The organism is Serratia sp. CoH_122_TC_1, from assembly GCF_058191755.1.
In genome coordinates, this window is the sequence record NZ_JBXWLA010000017.1 from 99214 (window position 1) to 116764 (window position 17551).

General features: G+C 50.8%; 14 protein-coding genes. 7 read left to right on the top strand and 7 right to left on the bottom strand.

From position 1 onward, the window contains the following. Positions 1 to 180: 180 nt before the first annotated feature. The gene (locus AC2FC2_RS20560) at positions 181 to 1422 is read right to left on the bottom strand and encodes an MFS transporter (protein ID WP_490659805.1); all 1242 of its coding nucleotides are present in this window, start codon (positions 1420 to 1422) and stop codon (positions 181 to 183) included. A 95-nt stretch (positions 1423 to 1517) separates the two neighbouring features. On the opposite strand from AC2FC2_RS20560, the gene AC2FC2_RS20565 reads away from it, so the two are divergent. Beyond that, entirely contained in the window at positions 1518 to 1970 is a 453-nt protein-coding gene (locus AC2FC2_RS20565) for a winged helix-turn-helix transcriptional regulator (RefSeq protein ID WP_490659806.1), read from the top strand. A gap of 51 nt (positions 1971 to 2021) precedes the next feature. Further along, positions 2022 to 2822: a 23S rRNA pseudouridine(2604) synthase RluF gene (rluF, locus tag AC2FC2_RS20570; protein ID WP_490659807.1), complete on the top strand. Its 801-nt coding sequence runs from the start codon at positions 2022 to 2024 to the stop codon at positions 2820 to 2822. A gap of 23 nt (positions 2823 to 2845) precedes the next feature. Here the strand turns inward: rluF and AC2FC2_RS20575 are convergent, their stop codons facing one another. Further along, positions 2846 to 5869: an autotransporter outer membrane beta-barrel domain-containing protein gene (locus AC2FC2_RS20575; RefSeq protein ID WP_490659808.1), complete on the bottom strand. Its 3024-nt coding sequence runs from the start codon at positions 5867 to 5869 to the stop codon at positions 2846 to 2848. 195 nt (positions 5870 to 6064) lie between these two features. After that, on the bottom strand, positions 6065 to 6379 hold the full coding sequence (locus tag AC2FC2_RS20580; protein WP_404760736.1) for a putative periplasmic lipoprotein: 315 nt from the start codon (positions 6377 to 6379) through the stop codon (positions 6065 to 6067). A 179-nt stretch (positions 6380 to 6558) separates the two neighbouring features. Between AC2FC2_RS20580 and AC2FC2_RS20585 the strand changes: the two genes are divergently transcribed. Both AC2FC2_RS20585 and AC2FC2_RS20590 read left to right on the top strand, forming a co-directional pair. Next, positions 6559 to 7185 (top strand): LuxR C-terminal-related transcriptional regulator, encoded by a 627-nt coding sequence (locus tag AC2FC2_RS20585; RefSeq protein ID WP_490659853.1) that lies wholly within the window; start codon positions 6559 to 6561, stop codon positions 7183 to 7185. A 1-nt stretch (position 7186) separates the two neighbouring features. Continuing rightward, positions 7187 to 8968 (top strand): hybrid sensor histidine kinase/response regulator, encoded by a 1782-nt coding sequence (locus AC2FC2_RS20590; RefSeq protein WP_490659809.1) that lies wholly within the window; start codon positions 7187 to 7189, stop codon positions 8966 to 8968. 56 nt (positions 8969 to 9024) lie between these two features. Here AC2FC2_RS20590 and AC2FC2_RS20595 read toward each other — a convergent pair whose 3' ends face one another. Beyond that, complete coding sequence (locus tag AC2FC2_RS20595; RefSeq protein ID WP_490659810.1) at positions 9025 to 9867, bottom strand: enoyl-CoA hydratase/isomerase family protein; 843 nt, start codon at positions 9865 to 9867, stop codon at positions 9025 to 9027. A gap of 126 nt (positions 9868 to 9993) precedes the next feature. Here AC2FC2_RS20595 and AC2FC2_RS20600 point away from each other — a divergent pair, with 126 nt between their 5' ends. Further along, complete coding sequence (locus tag AC2FC2_RS20600; protein ID WP_209638309.1) at positions 9994 to 10368, top strand: winged helix-turn-helix transcriptional regulator; 375 nt, start codon at positions 9994 to 9996, stop codon at positions 10366 to 10368. 11 nt (positions 10369 to 10379) lie between these two features. Here AC2FC2_RS20600 and AC2FC2_RS20605 read toward each other — a convergent pair whose 3' ends face one another. After that, complete coding sequence (locus AC2FC2_RS20605) at positions 10380 to 10919, bottom strand: GNAT family N-acetyltransferase (protein WP_490659811.1); 540 nt, start codon at positions 10917 to 10919, stop codon at positions 10380 to 10382. Positions 10920 to 11455: 536 nt separating this feature from the next. Between AC2FC2_RS20605 and AC2FC2_RS20610 the strand changes: the two genes are divergently transcribed. After that, positions 11456 to 12868, top strand: a complete 1413-nt coding sequence (locus AC2FC2_RS20610) for an HdeD family acid-resistance protein (protein WP_490659812.1) — start codon at positions 11456 to 11458, stop codon at positions 12866 to 12868. Between the two features lie 5 nt (positions 12869 to 12873). Then, positions 12874 to 13647, top strand: a complete 774-nt coding sequence (locus tag AC2FC2_RS20615; protein WP_265556687.1) for an Lnb N-terminal periplasmic domain-containing protein — start codon at positions 12874 to 12876, stop codon at positions 13645 to 13647. A gap of 571 nt (positions 13648 to 14218) precedes the next feature. On the opposite strand, the gene herA is transcribed toward AC2FC2_RS20615, so the two are convergent. Both herA and AC2FC2_RS20625 read right to left on the bottom strand, forming a co-directional pair. Continuing rightward, positions 14219 to 15958: an anti-phage-associated helicase HerA gene (gene herA / locus AC2FC2_RS20620; protein WP_490659813.1), complete on the bottom strand. Its 1740-nt coding sequence runs from the start codon at positions 15956 to 15958 to the stop codon at positions 14219 to 14221. Between the two features lie 9 nt (positions 15959 to 15967). Next, positions 15968 to 17218 carry a DUF4297 family anti-phage-associated protein gene (locus AC2FC2_RS20625; RefSeq protein ID WP_490659814.1) on the bottom strand — a complete coding sequence of 417 codons (1251 nt, stop codon included), beginning with the start codon at positions 17216 to 17218 and terminating at the stop codon, positions 15968 to 15970. Positions 17219 to 17551 lie beyond the last annotated feature (333 nt).

Consider the following 17551-nt stretch of genomic DNA (forward strand, 5'->3'; position numbering starts at 1 on the left):
GACCGCTGCGGCTGATGAGTGGCCGTGCCGCTATATTGCTAAATCGGTTTTGCTAATGCATGCGGTTGGGTTTGTGTGGTGCACCAGACAAAATCTAAGGAGAAAGAGGGGGAAATGAGTGGGATAACCATCGGCGCGCCGCAATTGCAATTACTGTGCGACGCACTGATTTCCCAACTGTTATTGCTCTACCACCGCGCCTGAGGCCGGCATGCCGCGTAATGTCAGCCACCAGAACAGCAAGGCGACCAGGCTAACGCCCGCACCGAGCCAACACACACCACTCCACCCCGCCCAAGCGTAAGCATGCGTGCTGGCGAAGGCCCCCAGCCCACTCCCCACGGCGTAGAACAGCATGTAGCAACCGACCAATCGGCTGTGGGCCTGCGGATGTGCATTGAAAATCAGGCTCTGATTCAGTACGTGAATGGCTTGACCCGCCAGATCGAGCAACACAATACCCATAATCAGCCAGCCCAAACCGTAACTCAACATGCTCAGGGGAACCCAAGCCGCCACCAACAGTAACAGGCAGACACCGCTCGCCACCTGCCCCAAACCGCGATCGGCCAGATGCCCGGCACGCACCGCCGCCAACGCACCCACCGCCCCCACCAGACCAAAGGCTCCGATCGCCGAATGCGAAAAGTTAAACGGGGCCTGACTGAGTGGCAGTACCAGCGCACTCCAGAAAATACTGAATGCCGCAAACATCAGCAGCGCCAGCATACCCCGGATCTGCAACGTGCGATCACCCCATAACAACGTCAGCATTGAACGCAACAACGCCGGATAACTGAGCGTCGACGGCGGTGTGCGTGGCGCAGGTAACAAACGCGCCAGCACCGGCAGCAGAACCAAGGTTACCGCAGCGGAGAAGAAATAGACGGCTCGCCAGCCCCCCATATCCGCCAGTGCGCCAGAAAGCGTTCGCGCCAGCAACAAGCCCAATACCACCCCTCCCTGTGCAGCCCCCACCACCCGCCCTCGCTCATGCGGCGCTGCCAATGTCGCGGCAAAAGCGATAAGCCCCTGCGTCATCGCGGTGCCAAACAGCCCCACCAGCAACATGCCACTCAGCAGTAACAGGCTGTTGTCCGCCCAGCCGACCACGCACAGGGCAGCAATCAACAGCAGTTGTTGAACCGCCAACAGCCGGTGGCGATTAATCCGATCCCCCAATGGCACCACCAGCAATAATGCCAGCGCACACCCCAACTGGGTTGCGGTGATCACCATGCCAACCGAGGCCAAGCTGATAGTAAAATCGTGGGCAATGGCGTCCAGCAAAGGCTGAGCGTAATACACGTTTGCCACGCTGAAGGCACTGGCTCCCGCCAGCAACAACACCAACGACGCAGGAAGCCGGCCCAGCACTTCCCCCTGTGACGTACAGACCGGATCCAGTGCTTTATCACTCATCCTTCACCCCAAAGTGGTTTCATTATTAAACCCAATGAACTTTACGCACAGAGGTTTTATAATGCAACCAGATCTTGCTGCAGGAGTTGAACGCTGTGAAACGTAAAAGTATGGAAGATGCGCAGTGCCCGGTCGCGCGCACGCTGGATGTGATTGGCGATTGGTGGTCGCTGCTGATCGTGCGCGACGCCTTCGACGGCGTGCGTCGCTTCAGTGAGTTTCAGAAGGGATTGGGGATGGCGAAGAATATTCTCTCCACCCGTCTACGCACGCTGGTGGCGCACGGCATTCTGGAAATTGCGCCTGCTTCGGATGGCAGCGCCTATCAGGAATATCTCCTCACAGATAAGGGACAAGCTCTGTTCCCGGTGATCGTCGGATTGCGCCAGTGGGGTGAGGATTATCTGTTTAAAGAGGGAGAAGCAAGGTCAACGCTGGTAGAAAACGACAGTGGGTTAACGATACCGCGCATGACGCCGACGGGCAGTGACGGGCAAACGCTGACGCCGCTGAATACGCGTGTGGTGAAGGTTGATGAACTGGCGTAGCCTTCGCAATACACCCCGGGTAAGGTATAGTCCGCGTTTTACGGGGTAACTATGCTGACTCACTCATCCATTCGCCTTAACAAGTACATTAGCGACAGCGGCATCTGTTCCCGTCGCCAAGCCGATCGTCATATCAAACAGGGCAATGTCTTCATCAACGACAAACGGGCTGACGTAGGTGCGCAGGTGTTTCTCGGGGATAGCGTGAAGGTGAACGGGCAGCAGATAGAACCTCGTGATGCTGATGATTTGGTGCTGATCGCACTGAATAAACCTGTTGGTATCCTCACCAGCATGGGAAAGCATGAGCGAGATAACATCGGCGATTTTGTTAACCACCGTCAACGTACCTTTCCTGTCGGCCGCCTGGACAAGGCTTCTCAGGGGCTAATTTTCCTGACCAATAACGGTGAGCTGGTCAATAAAATCCTCCGTGCCGGCAACAATCACGAAAAAGAGTATCTGGTTACCGTCGACAAACCGCTGACCGACGCATTTATTCAAGGCATGAGCGCAGGTGTGCCCGTACTGGGCAAAGTGACAAAAGAATGCCGGGTGGAGAAAGAGACCGAACAGGTATTCCGCATCACATTGGTACAAGGGCTTAACCGCCAGATCCGCCGCATGTGCAAATATTTTGGTTATGAGGTCACTAAACTTGAGCGCGTGCGCATCATGAATATTGATCTGACAGGACTGCCGCTGGGCGCGTGGCGGGATTTAACCCATGATGAGCGAACCACCTTATTCAAATTGCTAGAGCACTCCACGTCCGAAGACCACGGCCAGCCCCAGAACGCCGAGATATCGCCAGGCAACGAGGGTCTGTTGCCCAACGATATTCCGCTTTAACCAATACCTCACTTTTCAGAAAATCAGAATGACCATCTGATATTGGCATTGACCGCATTCACCTGGGTATCAGCGCCGTATTGCCCCTGATAACCGAGATCCAAGGTGGTGGAACGCGTCAGTTTCACACTCACCCCGACGTCCGCCACCATCAGGTTGTCATCAACCGCAGTGCCTTGGGTGATAAATGCGTCGCTGCCGGCAAAGGCCATACGTGAAGACGTGGATTTATCACCGTAGGCATGCTGCCAGCCTAATGAACCGTATAAGCTGACGTTCTTCGGCAGCTCGGTGAAGCCGCGCACACCCAACGTTGAGTAGAAGGTATTCATCGTGTCATTACGTACACTAAGTGCTGCAGCCCCGCCCTTTTCCTGGAAATTATCGGTATGCAGGCGGATATAGCTCAGATTGACGAAGGGCTCAATATTCGCATCCGATTGTCCAAAACGGTAACCCGCTTCGGTAAACGCCAGCAGTGAGTCTGCATCATAGTCAGCCTTGAGCCGATCCGAGTAATTGCCAAAGTTAACGTTGCGTTCATTTTCCAGACGGTGCCAGGTGTAGCCCAGAGCACCACGTAGCGAGAAGGCATCCTGCTGCCCTGCGGCGTAAAGGCCGAGGTGGTAATTATCGCTGTCAGACTTGGAACGACGGCTGTCAATCTTGTAATCACCGCGGCTATAACCAAAATATCCCCCAACGCGAACGCTGTGATCGGCTAATTTATGATCCGCGCCCAGCAGGAAACCACTGGTGTTGCCATCGAGTTTTCCGACGTTCTCATTTCCGCTGTTTCTTGCCCATGAGCCAAACGTCTGCCCCCATACACCATTATTTTCAGCTTGAGCCGGCCGAACCAGCGTCATCGCCAGCGACGGCACAGGCAACGGATCATTATCAAACACGCGTAGCATGCGTTGATTCAGCACATTGAACAGCATGGTGCTGCCTGCGATCAAATTGGACTGCATGGATGGATACACTTCGCCAGACAACTGATTGAACGCCTCGCGCGCTTCCGGTGCACTCAATAACAACACGGAATTATACAGCGCCAGTGAAGGGCCACTTTGTGTCAATGACGAAAGTGCACCCGCGGTATTCCACTGATTATGGGTTTGCGCGACCGTCTGGAAAATACCTGGTTCGCTCGGGTTTTCACCCCCCGGATTTTCGCCACCTGGATTCTCACCGCCTGGATTCTCACCGCCCGGATTTTCACCGCCAGGGTTCTCGCCCCCCGGATTCTCACCGCCTGGGTTTTCACCGCCCGGGTTCTCGCCGCCGCCCTTTTGCGCGATGGTCAGATCCACGGCGTTGGCGCTGTGATGAAGCGCAACGTCGAGGAAAGCAGATTTTGAGATAGCTTCAGCAAACTGACCGTCAATTCCGCCTTGCGACGTTAAAATGCGGTAGCTTTGGCCCGTCTGATAGCTGGTTTGTGGATCCAGCGCAGTCACCTGAACTTTGGCTTGATCACTGATGGTGGTCTTCCCGGCGACCACCAATTTGTCACTGCTGCCGTCGCCAGCAATATCGACGTCGTAGAAGGACTCACCGATGAAGTTCAGATAGCGTTGCAGCGTCAAGGTGCCGATGTTGCCGTCACCGGGCGAAATATGGCCGCCAGACAGAATTTCCGTTTGGCCCAGAGTACCGTTGCCTCCCAGCGTACCGCCGGCTTTTATCGAGGCCGCACTGCTGTAACCTTGACCGTTGTTAACATCGGAACCGGCTGTCGCATTGAGGATCAGCGTGCCGCCATTTTCGGCGCTAAGCGTTTGAATATCAAAAATGTTGTCTTCTTTCAGCGTATTGATATCGCTGGCGATGATGATTTTTCCGCCCCGGGCGCCCACATTGGCCTTGAGCCCGGTAAGATCGCCGCTCAACGTCGTTTGCCCGGCAGTATTGATGACCTCGCCTTCGCCAACCATCTTGTTGCGGAAATCGTAGTTGTCGGAGGTATGGTTAAAGTACACATAGCTGCCGAACAGCCCACCCCGCAGGTTGATCGTCGTCTGTGTGTCAACGGTGCCCGCACCACCCGCCGCACCTATCGTGGGATCGGTCAATCCGGTACCGGTATCCATATTGCCGCGGCTGCCGATGATTAACGCGCCACGGTTCGAGCCGGAGCCGGTATCCCCCAGCCGCAACTCGTTAGCGCCAGCGGAAAATACGCCGCCGTCTACCACCGACAGCACAGCGTTGCCATAATCCCCCACGTTGACGCTGCTGCCGCTGGTAAAGCGCGAGCCCTCGCCAGCGATATACAACTCGGCGGTTTTGCGTGAACCTGAAACACCGGCAATCTCTGCGCTGCCAACGTTGACCACTCCACCGTTTAGCACGTCCACATCACCGTTAGCCGTAAGCGTTTGGGTAATGTTCCACTGGGAGTTATTGCCCGTCACCGTGGCTTTAGGGTTCAGTTTGTCAGCTTCGCCGGGTATAAAACCGCTGTCGATCCTGGCTGCAGCGGTTGTTGTTACCACCCCGCCGTCTTCAATCAATAGGGTGGATCGCGCGCCCTGACCAAAACCAATGCCAAGCCTGTCGCTAATGACCCTGGAGCCGGCACCTTTAACATTCAAATGGCTGTCATAACCGCCCGTGGTGCCGACAATAATTTCTTTCGCACTGGCGAGTGCACCATCTTCAACCCGTAATGTCCCCAGACCCAAATTCAGGCTGCCGCGCAAAACGGATTGATCGTTAACGGCGCTCAGTACCGCATCAGGCCCCCTGACCGTTACCACGCTGTCATAAATTTTGCCGTCAGAACGGGTGCCAATATTGATGTTATAGGCGTTGATTTTGCCGTTATCGATCAGCAGGTTCGCACTTTGATTGCGGCCGACGTAAACATTCCCGGTGTAGGCTAAAGATTCTGTCACTTTGGATTCACCATCAAAAACAGCATCGTCGGCACGTGCAATATCAACAGGCCCGATCAATATCAATGGTGCGGAAAAGAGTGCGAGGTAAAGCTTGGAAAGCGGTTTTCTTACCGCTAAAGGGTACGATATTTTATCTTTCATGTATTCTCTCCGGCTCATTACTTTGATGCCATCAACGTTATTATTTATATGAAAAACTCAATGTATTAGAGGAGATATGAAACGCGATACGCGAACACAGATTGATTGGTATCGATGCGCCAGCTTATTGCCCCCCAGCGCTAACACATCGATACCAAACTTATTGGATTGCCCCAATCCGCGCCTTAAGAAGGGTTATTTATGTGTGACCACCGGGGTACAGGTCGGCGCGCTTAGCGAAGGCGCAGAGCCTAAGATTCCCGGCATCATCAGCGATGAGCAATCGAAAATACGCCCTTTTTCCGTGGTCGCGCGGTAAGAAAGTTTTTGTCCGCCCAATGCATCGGGTTGGCCACCATTAACATTGGTTACGGTAATTTCATCCGACGATCCCAGGCCCAGCATTTTAGCCGTTTCGGCCTGCAGTAGCGGTATTGCCTGATCGGTTTTCAATGTTGAACACCCGGCTACCAGAAAAGTAACGGCCAAAGCAATAAGTGGTTTTCTCATAAATTATCCTTTTCAACCAAACAGATCCAAATGCTGAATGGTTCTATGTTTTGTCTTATCAAAGTCCCCGAATAATATATTTCTCTTTCCTAAACGAAAAAACCCTCCTAAAGTAGGGAGGGTCAATAATAAAAAATTATCAGAACCCCTCTGATATGTTTATGCGAAAGGAGATTGCTTTGGGGCAGGGTTATGCACTGGTCGTTGATGACCATCCTTTGGTGGCGAGTGGTATCGCCAATTTCCTTAATACGCATTGTCGATTTAAGCATGTTCATGTGGCGACCAACGAAGGTCACTGTTATCGCCACATTCTTGAACATGGCGCCCCAGGCTTAATCGTTATCGACTTTTGGCTATCCGATGGTACGGCTTTAAAATTACTCAAAGAGATCAAACAGCTCTACCCTAACGTGCGTTTGCTGGTAGTCAGCGGTGATGAGAACAATGAAATATGGCAAAAAGTCCGTGATGCCGGCGGCCATGGTTTCGTGCTTAAAAATGAAACGCCAGAATTATTTGCGAGCGCGGTCACCGCGCTTATGAATAATCAACCGTGGTTCCCTCTTGATAATGACAACAGCCTAAACAGCACACAAAACCATCTACAAAAATTCAACTTAACCCCACGACAAGTGGATGTATTAACCATGATGATGCGTGGTTTCCCCAATAAAAGAATAGCCTCAGAGCTTTCTATTTCAGAACCCACGGTCAAGGAACACATCGGTAACATTTTAAAGAAAATAGGCGTTAGCAGCCGGGTGGAAGCCATTACCTTGCTGCATGGCAGACCGGGCCAATAGCATGAAGCTACTTCAATCTTTACAAGATGATGGAATCTCTCCACGCGCGCAAATTCGCCTGCTAGACAACACGTTTATACGGTTAGTCTTTAGCTTTACTGCGGTGCCTTTTGTTGGCATCCCTTTTGCGATCTGGATTTATTTGCTGAGGGAAAACCTGTGGCCCATCATCATCTGGATCCTGTTGTATTTTCTCTGCGCATTAGCCATTAGGTTTTGGCACCGCAGCTATCAACATGAATCAAAGAAAAAAGATGCAGAGGTTATTCTCAATCGCTGGTTACCCCATATTAATAAAGTCGCCTTCGTGCATGGGCTGGGTATTTCATCATTATATTTAATTACCCCACAAATAAATAATTTTGATTTTTTCTTATTATTAAACATCAGTATCGCGGCAATCGTCGCAGCAAATGCGACGCACCTTACACCAATAATTAGCACCTTTACACTTTTCTTCTTCTCCTGTTGGGGAATGCTTAATATTGGCATTATCTGGCGTTTAAACGATGTCATGCTCATTGTGCTGATGCTCAATTTGCTTTATGGATTCGCCATTTACCGTCATGCACTTAGCTCTCATAAATTCTTTATCCAGCAGGCCCGTCTTGAAGAGCGCAGTTCCCGTCTTGCGGAGCAATTTAGGCAGGCCAAAGAAGAAGCGGAACAGGCATTGCTGGATAAGAATCAATTTCTTACTACTGCCAGCCATGATTTACGCCAACCGGTGCATGCCATGGGTTTTCTGATCGAAGCCATTATTCATAAAAATCGCGATACCACACTTATCCCTCAACTCCTGGATTTACAACAAAGCGTGCGGTCGGTGCATCTCATGTTTAATTCTTTACTCGACCTCAGCAAGATTGAATCCGGAAACGTCAGCACAGCGACCACCCATGTGGATATTGGAACGCTGCTTGATTCCGTCATTACCCTATTTCGTGAAGAAGCAAACAGCCGGACGCTATCATTGCGAACATGGCGGCCAAAGCGAAGAGTTCTCGTCATGGGCGATCAATTACTTATCCGACAATCCCTGATTAACCTGATACAAAATGCCTTGCGTTACACACAAAAAGGGGGAGTTCTGATAGCCATCCGCCCTCATGGTGGGGAATGTTTAATCGAGGTTTGGGATACCGGTGTTGGCATTGCCGACGAAGAAAAAGGCAAAATATTCTCCCCCTATTATCGCCCCGAACTGGCGTGGAAAATCGACAGTGCCGGCCATGGGTTGGGGTTGGCGGTAGTGGCGCGCTGCGCAAAATTGATGAAGGTGAAGTACGGCATGCACTCCGTTGAAGGTAAAGGATCCCGTTTCTGGATGCGTTTTGCCCTCTACACCGGCGAACACCCACGACAAGAAAGCACCAACACATACTCAAACACCGTCACACCTGCCCGCTATGCCCCCCTGTCCGGCGCCTGTCTGGTCGTGGACGATGATCCGCTGGTCACCTCCGCCTGGTCGAGCTTGATGAGCACATGGGGTATAACCGTGCGCTGCGCCGCTTCCGCCGAAGAGGCTTTCGCTATCGTTGATGAAGGCTTCAGGCCCTTCGCCGTGCTGTGCGATCAGCGGCTCCGCTCTGGTGAGAGCGGCTTCGACATACTGAAAGCGCTGTTTGAACGTTTGCCGAATATCAGCGGTGCGATGGTCAGTGGGGAGTTCAACTCCCCTATTCTGCAAGAAGCCGAGCAGGAAGGTTACCTGGTATTAAGAAAGCCGCTGGAGCCTGCCAAACTGTACGCACTGTTAACCCAGTGGGTATCTTGCTAGCGACGCTTTACGTAAACGCCCCATGCCGAAACGCCCTGTCTGCACGGGGCTGATGTTCAGACCCGTGCAACACCAAGATTACGCAGCAGCTCCTCAAGGTTACGCTCACCGTCCGGCGTTTGGGCCCCCGCTTGTAGCCCACCGCGAATAAGCCTTTCCGCTGCTGGGCGTGCAAACAATCCCGCCCAGGCATCGTGTTCACGATGAAAACCCTCCCGCAAGTCTGGCGCGGGCATCGCCTGCTTGGCCGCTGCGATAACCCCTTCTGGCAAGGCCGCGATATTACGCGCTAGCCGAGTGACGAAATCATCGAGTTCGGCGGCGGGCAATGCACGATTAACCCAGCCGTAGCGTTCTGCGGTCACTGCATCAATAAGATCGGCACCCAGGATCACTTCAAGCGCGCGGCCGCGCGTCATTCGACTGGTCAGGTACTGCGTCGCACCGCCGCCAGGTGTGATACCCATCAAGGCTTCGCACTGGGCAAGGCCTGCACGCCCTTCAGCGGCAAAGGCCATATCGGCCGCCGCAACAAATTCGGCACCGCCGCCACGCGCCAACCCAGCCAGTTTAACGATCGTGACCTGCGGCTGGCTGCGCAACAGCTCCCCGAACGCCTGGAATGGGTTTAGCCCTTCCGGCGCGTTACGCGCCAGCTCGTCGAAGGCATTCGGCTCATCAATTAAGGTCATATCGACATGAGCAATGAAGAACTCTGGATTCGCGCTCTGAAAAACCAGCACTTTCACATCAGGATCATTTCGCACAGAAACCAGAAAGCGACTGATTTCCGACATCAGAGACACATCAAGAACGTTTACCGGAGGATTGTCGATCGTAACCGTCGACACGCCACCGTTATGGGAAATACTCAGTCGGTCAAAATCGGTATCCGCCATGTCAATTTCCTTTATCGTTTGAGAGAAATGAGCACCGCGTTTTGGTGCTCTTCACCGCATGGTATACTTTGCATACCTAGGGTCAATTACGCACTTTAACCATCCCAGGGATACTGGAGGATACCGATGAAAGAGACCGATCCTATCTACAGGGCCGATTGCCCAAGCCGAATTATTCTCGATCAGATCGCAGACAAGTGGTCAATGATGGTGCTGGAAGTGTTGCGTGAACCACGGCGTTTCAACGCTATCAAGCGCCGTCTGGATGGCGTCACCCAGCGTGTACTGACCCAGACGCTGCGCAAGTTGGAACGCAACGGTATGGTGACGCGCAAGGTGTTGGATGGGCGGGTGCTCGGCGTCGAATACTCACTGACGCCGCTCGGTGAATCGTTACAAGGGCCGTTCTCGATACTGTTCAATTGGACGCTGGGGAATATAGACGCGATTCAGGACTGCCAGCGCAAGTATGATGAGCAAAGCCAACAGGCTGAAAACTGAGGCCAGCCGCCTCATTTTTCCCCGCGATGAATAGCCGCGTACATCCAATAATCTCGGCCCTGCCCACGCACGCGACGGTACTGTCTCATTAATCCCTCGCGTTGCATCCCCACTCGCTCCAGGACGGCGATCGATAATAGATTGCTATCAAGCACGGTAGCCTGCACACGCTGAAGGCCCAATGCCATGTGTGCCCAATCAATAACGGCACGCGCCGCCGCCGTTGCTAAACCCCGGCCACAGTGGCGAGGGTCAAGATCGTAGGCAATTTCAGCGCGACCATGTTCTCGGGTGATGTTGTTCAAACCCAAAGTACCGAGCAAACTGTCATTCGCATCCACGATGGCCCAACGAAGTGCATTCTTGCCTTCGGTATAGTCCGAAATGAGCGTATCCAGGCTGGTCGGGCCGACATCGCCCCAGCTCGTATGTTCAGTGACACCAGGCTCACTCAAATAGGCTGACCACGCATGCGCATCATCCGATCGCAGCGGCCTTAAAAACGCGTGTAGCTCGCCAGGTAATGATATTTGTATTGGCAATGCCGTCATGGAACCTCCGTCGAGCTCGTCACTGGTACAGAGATATAAAGTGCTGTGGTTTACATGCGCTGTGAACTTACACAAATTCATACCACAAAAATATCTATGCATTAGCGTGGATGTGTTTTTTATTTGGAGCCAGTGCAAGCCAGCAACCACATTATCCCCACTCAATTATCAATAGCGTGAAAATGCTCAAGAAAGCAATGCCCTATCACACCATAACTCAAACCCTTTTCGATGAAACCATGGCATGCGGGCAACCGAGCTTTACCTGGCTTTTATAATAATAAGCAGGCTCTGTTTTAAGGGCACCCCACCGCATGGAACATCACTTCGGATTCGATGAGGTGCGGTGTGGAAAATTTATCCAAACGTATCAATACTGAGTATGTACCGAATAGTAACAATGTGATTTTTAGAGAAGAAAAATAGCAATTAAGAAATACGATTTTATTTTTAACACTCGCATAAATATCTGTTCGAACCATGTTCAGATGGGCTTGCGCGTTGAAAAATAACACATGGTTTAGACGGGGAAAACTATGGTTCAGTTGGTAATGATTTTACTTGGCGTTGACTATTTACGTGCTCGCTGGAAAGGACTGTTGATTTCTGGCTGCCTGGGGGTAATCGCCGGGCTATGCATTTTCATTGACGCTTTGGATAATGTCATCTTTTTTCCTTTACAGCCATTTGCCTTAATGTTGCTAATTGAAGGGCTGGCAACCTTAGGGGTCGCGCACACCGGGATCGGCGGTCAGCGTACTTTACGCTATGTAAAAGGCGGTGCATTTTCTTTGGCTGCAACATTAGTGCTCATCGGACAATATAATGATCATGGTCATTTTATTTTATCGATGATTTTTGGCACCTTGTTTTTGGCCGATGGATTATTACAGATAACCACGGCTTCTGTGATCCGTTTTAGAAAATGGAAGCTGGTCGTAACGGGCGGTATCATCGAAGTCCTTATCGCCATTTTCTTCTATCAACCTTATCCCTCACATTATGTCGGTGCCATCTCTTATTGTTTGGGATTAGGGCTGATCTTTGGTGGCTGGAATATCATATTACTGGCGATGCGAGTCAAAAAGATGCGAGCAAATCCTGCTTTCCGAGATGACGCCGCAGCAGACAAAGCGAGTAGCGTAGATACCCATCCGCAACTGGTTGAATGGTGGGATGGCCCACCAGCAGATGGTGAACCGGCTCTCACGGTCCATGTTTGGACGCCTGCAGGAACATCAAAGAGTACCGTCGTTCCTCATCCTGTTATTGATCGCTATATTGCTGCTGTTGACAGAAATGGCGTAATTTCAACCGGTCACGCGGCCCTGGAATCACCAGAAGGCGTGTATATCAGCCTGTATCCCGCCGAAGATCTTGACCGTTCACCGGATCAATTTAGCCGGCTGCTGCGTGCGACCACCGACAATGATGTGCCCGGCGTTTTTCAATCTGACTATGCCACTGAAGCGAATAAATGGTGCCACTCAACCATAAAAGTGAGGATCAGAAACTACGATGCTCAGAGTTTGCAAATATTCTGGGATGCTTATCAGCGAGATGCGACTTATAACCTCACACATCGAAACTGCTCAAGCAGCGTTTCACGGGGGCTTGAGGCCGCACTTGAAGGCGTGATAGGTAGGATCTGGGGCAAGCGAGGGCATTGGTGGGTCCTTAGTAAAGTCCTCACCACTCCCGAATTGTGGGTGGCAGTACAAATTCGCAAGCGGGCCAAAACAATGGCCTGGACGCCAGGACTCACATTGGATTATGCACGTGCATTAAGCATGCTGGCAGACCCTCGTCGTGCGGGTTGGATAGCCACCATAAAACGCGTGGTGAGAAAAATGTTTGCTTTACGTAAACAATGGCGTGAGGAAAAAATTCATGGAAAGAGTATGCCCATCGACGACCGCCCCGAGCTCTTAAATAACAAAGGTGAATAACACTTATGCCAATTTTACCCGGATTGACATCAGCAACACCAAGCAATGAGCTCGATTGCATTCTCGAGTATGCAAAATTACCTCAGGTTGAGTGGCGTAGCGGCGGTAAGGTATTTCTGCGCAACATCAGAAATTTCAGATACAACGGGACAAAAGATGACTATCTGCCGTCATGGTATGATGATGAATTCACTATAGATGAACTGACGTCAGTTGATGTTATTTCGTCTTATTGGTCCGGCGATAGTATTGCCCATCTTTTTCTCAGTTTTGGTTTTAAAGATGGTCGCCATTTGGCTATATCTATCGAAACACGGCGCAGAATCAATCAAATCTATTCCACATGGCGAGGTTTTTTCAAGCACTACACGCTCACTTATGTTCTTGCAGACGAAAGAGATTTGATTGGTGTCAGAACGGACGTGAGAAAAGAGCGGGTTTATCTTTATTCTGTCAAGATCCCTGCAGAAACGGCACAGGCTCTTTTTATAAACTATTTAGGGCGCATCGAGAAACTGAGCCTGAAACCTGAATTTTACAATACCTTTAATAATAACTGTACCACCAATATTTTACATCACGCCGCGTCAGTGTCCCCCAGTATAAAATTTAACTGGAAGGTGTTAGTCAGCGGGTATGCCGACAAATATATTTATGAACTGGGTTTATTGGATAACGACCTGCCCTTTAAAAAATTGAAAGAGAGGAGTTTAATACGGAGGCCTTATGATGCGGTCATTGCGGACGACTATTCAAAATCGATCAGGTTATCAAGCTAAGCGCATGACATCAGGTTCAGGAAATACAATCCACCAGCCATAAAAAGGGATTATTGGTGATGTAAAAGATTGCCAAAAAATGCCAGATGAAAAAAAGCCCGCAGTTACGCGGGCTTAAGTGTATTTTTTATTATTCAGTGCCAGCCTAAGCCAGCGACCGAATTATTCCCACTCGATTGTTTTTAGCCTCATAAAATTAATATTTATCAATATGTTATAAAACCATAAATCAATAATGCCATGGTTGATACCATACTTCGAGCTAACGACCTAGAGACGCTCCCTATTGCCATCCAACAACGACTCGCCACGACTAAAGGCAGGAGTTGTAAATATGGCCCGACCTTGGGGACAAACCCGCCGTTCGCGATCATATGGGGAGCGGCAGGTCTTGATCTATGAGTGCGGGAAAGCTGCCACTCACCGATCTTCGGGCGAAACGTCACATCCGGAGCCGGCGGCGGTCTGGCGGGTTTGGGGTTCACGGAACCCCGGGGCAGCCCGGTTTCATTCGGTTCGAATCATTTATCCATATCGACAATCTGGACCTGTGATCCTTGATCAGCACCCGTCACCCTCGCCAGTTATCGGCACGCTTTTTGAAGTTGATCTTCTTCCACTCCGCTTTCCAGAGCGTGAGATATTTCACGTCACTGGACGAGGGTTCGGGGTCGCATTTCTCAACATACACGACACACGGCATGATGACGGCGTCCCCGATCAGAAGCGCCTCCCCCTGCTCTAGCGCGGGCATTCCCTCGGTCAAATTGCCAAGCGTATCAGGCAGTAGTCGGCGGACATAGCTTTGATCATCAGGATTAGTAAGACGCATCGCCAGGAAGTTGGAGCATTGCGAAAAAATAGTTTCTGAAATTTCAGACGGTCGCTGGCTAGAAATCAGTAGGCTGATGCCGTATTTTCGGCCTTCTTTGGCTATGCGTTCGATAGCAGCCAGTGAAGCCTTATAGCGGGAAAGACCGCTCTTCGGCGCATATTTGTGCGCTTCCTCATAGACCATCAGGAAAGGCTGTTCGGTTTTGCTTTCAACGCGCCGGGCATAGTAGCAAAAATCGAACATTAGACGTGAGATGAGCGAAACGGTGATGCTGAGCAGTTCAAAAGGGATGCCGCTAAGGTCGATGATGGTGACATTCGACTCACCTCCCGCGTTGTAGCCAGTGAACTGTCTAAGAACATCCTCCAAAGAAGCGTTCTTAGCCTTTTCACCGAAAATAAACCCTAGGCGTGTGTTCGCGATTTTTGATCTGACTCGTCGTTCGAACTTGTCGATTGTCCCGTCGGCATACGGCCCTTTATTAATCTCACTACGTTTTGTCGTCGCGAAATCGCGCAATTCCATGCAATAGTGTTCGATCTGGGCATCGACGTCAGGGAATTCGATTTCCGTGTTGTCCTTGAACTTGATCAGCAAAGAATTGTCAGCGTTCTTTGTCTCTCTGGTGAGATTTCTGAACGCATTCGCTACATGATTGATCTCGTATGGAAGTGGACTGTCAAAATTGACCTTCTCTACATCAGGATTACTGATCTTTTTTGCGATAGTAACAATCTGCCGCAGCAATGCCTCCTGATTGTAATTGTTATTGTCACCTGACTCCAGAAACATGTCCTCCATCTCGTCTTCGTTTAGCAACCAATATGGCAGGACGAGATCATCGACGGTAATGACATTTGCTTTCGGAAACGCTGCGGCATATTCGGAATGAAGATCAAATATCAGGATATGGGAGTTGTTGAGGCCCTGGTATTCGCCTGTTTTGGCTGATATAGCCCTTTGCAGAACCGACGACACACTCGACGATTTTCCTGATCCCGAAGCACCGACAACAGCAATATGTTTGTTGAAAAACCGGTCGCCATGAACAGGAACAACGATATCACGTTGCCTGGTCAATGACGAAAAGCAAAAGCGGTCTTCAGCAGCATAGCTGTCTGCATAGATGGCTGCGATTTCCGCTTTCGTCGCCGGGACGACCTTCTTTGGTGGAATGGCGAGTTCGTCACCGCCGCGATTGAACTTTCCGTCTTTAAGGGTCCCAAGAGGATACGCATCAATCATATAAACGCGCTTGTAGTCACTGCTGCCGTCACCTTTCACCTCTTTCATCTCGATTGAAAAGCTTTCGATGATGCAGATGAGAGAAACGTTGTCGTTGTCCGACACCTTGAGAAAGGACCCAACACGAAGAGACTCTCCAGCCGCCTGGAAGTTCAAAAGATCATCGACAGCTACTCTGACTTTGTTGGGGTAAACGGCGACAACCTCAGCATTGGCGATTTTTTCAGTCATTGTTCGTCCTTAGATAATTTTCGTGATTGTGGAGATACTACTGACGGGAATCGAATACATCCGACTCTTTGGATCAGGCAGCACCATGGTTATAGGGCATTCAAGGAAGAAGTCGTATATATGGCATAACTTCCGCCCCACCCCATCGAGGACCTCCAGCAACTGGTCAACGTCGTCAACAAAACGAATTTCGATTTGGTGCTCTTGGGTCTGCTGGCTATGAACGTGATCGATGCGGAATGGCGATCCGCGATATGGGAAACCATCTACGAAAACTGTTCCAGTATCGAAAAGCATGTTCTTCACTTGCACGATGAGTTTTTCATCCGCGCCGCGTAACAGAATGAATGGCGCGTAGCGCTCGGAATTCTGGATGCGGCGCTGCTTAGCCGAACTCCAGTTGTTGCCGATTGCTTTGAGTTGGTCGTAGACAACCGAACCGTCGGTTGCAGCATTGCATTCAATGATGAAAGCACGGACGATTCCTGCGCCGTTCGTGAGCGAGAAGTACAGGCGTTTCATATGCTTCGCGTACTCGCTTGCATCCTTCTCCCGAAGAAGCCAACGATTATGTATAGCTTGAGTGCCTTTGAGCAGTTCCTGCAGATCAAGACGGGTGGCCTTGCGGTCGTTGTGATCTTTTTTTGTGGCGAGTGTGGCGATGTAGTCGAAGGCCATTGGATAGTGAAAACCTTCGGCCTCAAACCTGGAGACGTTTTGGTTTTTCCGTATTGCCTCAATGACGAGATTGCGATGTTCAGAAAATTCCGTCGAGATTTGTATGCTGAAGCTCTTGCAGAACACCTCAATTAGCCCATCTGGCGCGGCCATGCCGTCGAGCAACGACTTCTTTTCGTAGGATTTTGTACCGTCAGCAGTCTTCACTTCCTTTCGGTATTCCATCACCGATTTAAAGCGCTCGACGGAAAGCTCACCAATATCGATCTTAACTTCCGAAAAGTGCCCGTACAGCAGGTATTTTCGGCCTGCCCGCTGTGCTTCTTCGAGCCCATGGAAATGAACAAAGAGCTTATGCAGAGGATCACGCAGTACCGAGTCTGTCAGGTTCTGCTCCGCGTAGTATTTTACCTGGCCGTAAATGACGCCTTCATCGGTGTAGCGGTCGAAGTCTTCAATGCCCTCGATGACAATGCTCTCGTTTAGGCCCGCGTTCAGGATTTCGAGTAACGATGCATCGAGCTGGTAGAAATAGCCCCTAATTGAAGCTGTTGCTTCGCGTTTTTTGTCGACGTCCAACATCCCACCCCCTAATTAATCTCCAATTCACATCATAAGAGAGATTAAGCGGGAGTGCGAGTGAGCATATTTTCGCCGACGGCACTGGCCTGAATGTCGTGAAGGCGTCGATTGTGGCCAAGAGCATTTCGGGTGGCGAGACGATCAGCGCGGTGGCACGTCGACCGTGCGTAGCCAATTTACTGTTTCATTGACACAACCGGGGCGTTGAAGACTTGACGAGAATGTTAACGCGACAATTAGGGTTCGGATAGTCTCGGATGTCATTTTTTACTACGTTCGGAAAACCACCGTTTTGTGGATGGATTTTGAGACACTGCCAGTTTCTAACGAGAA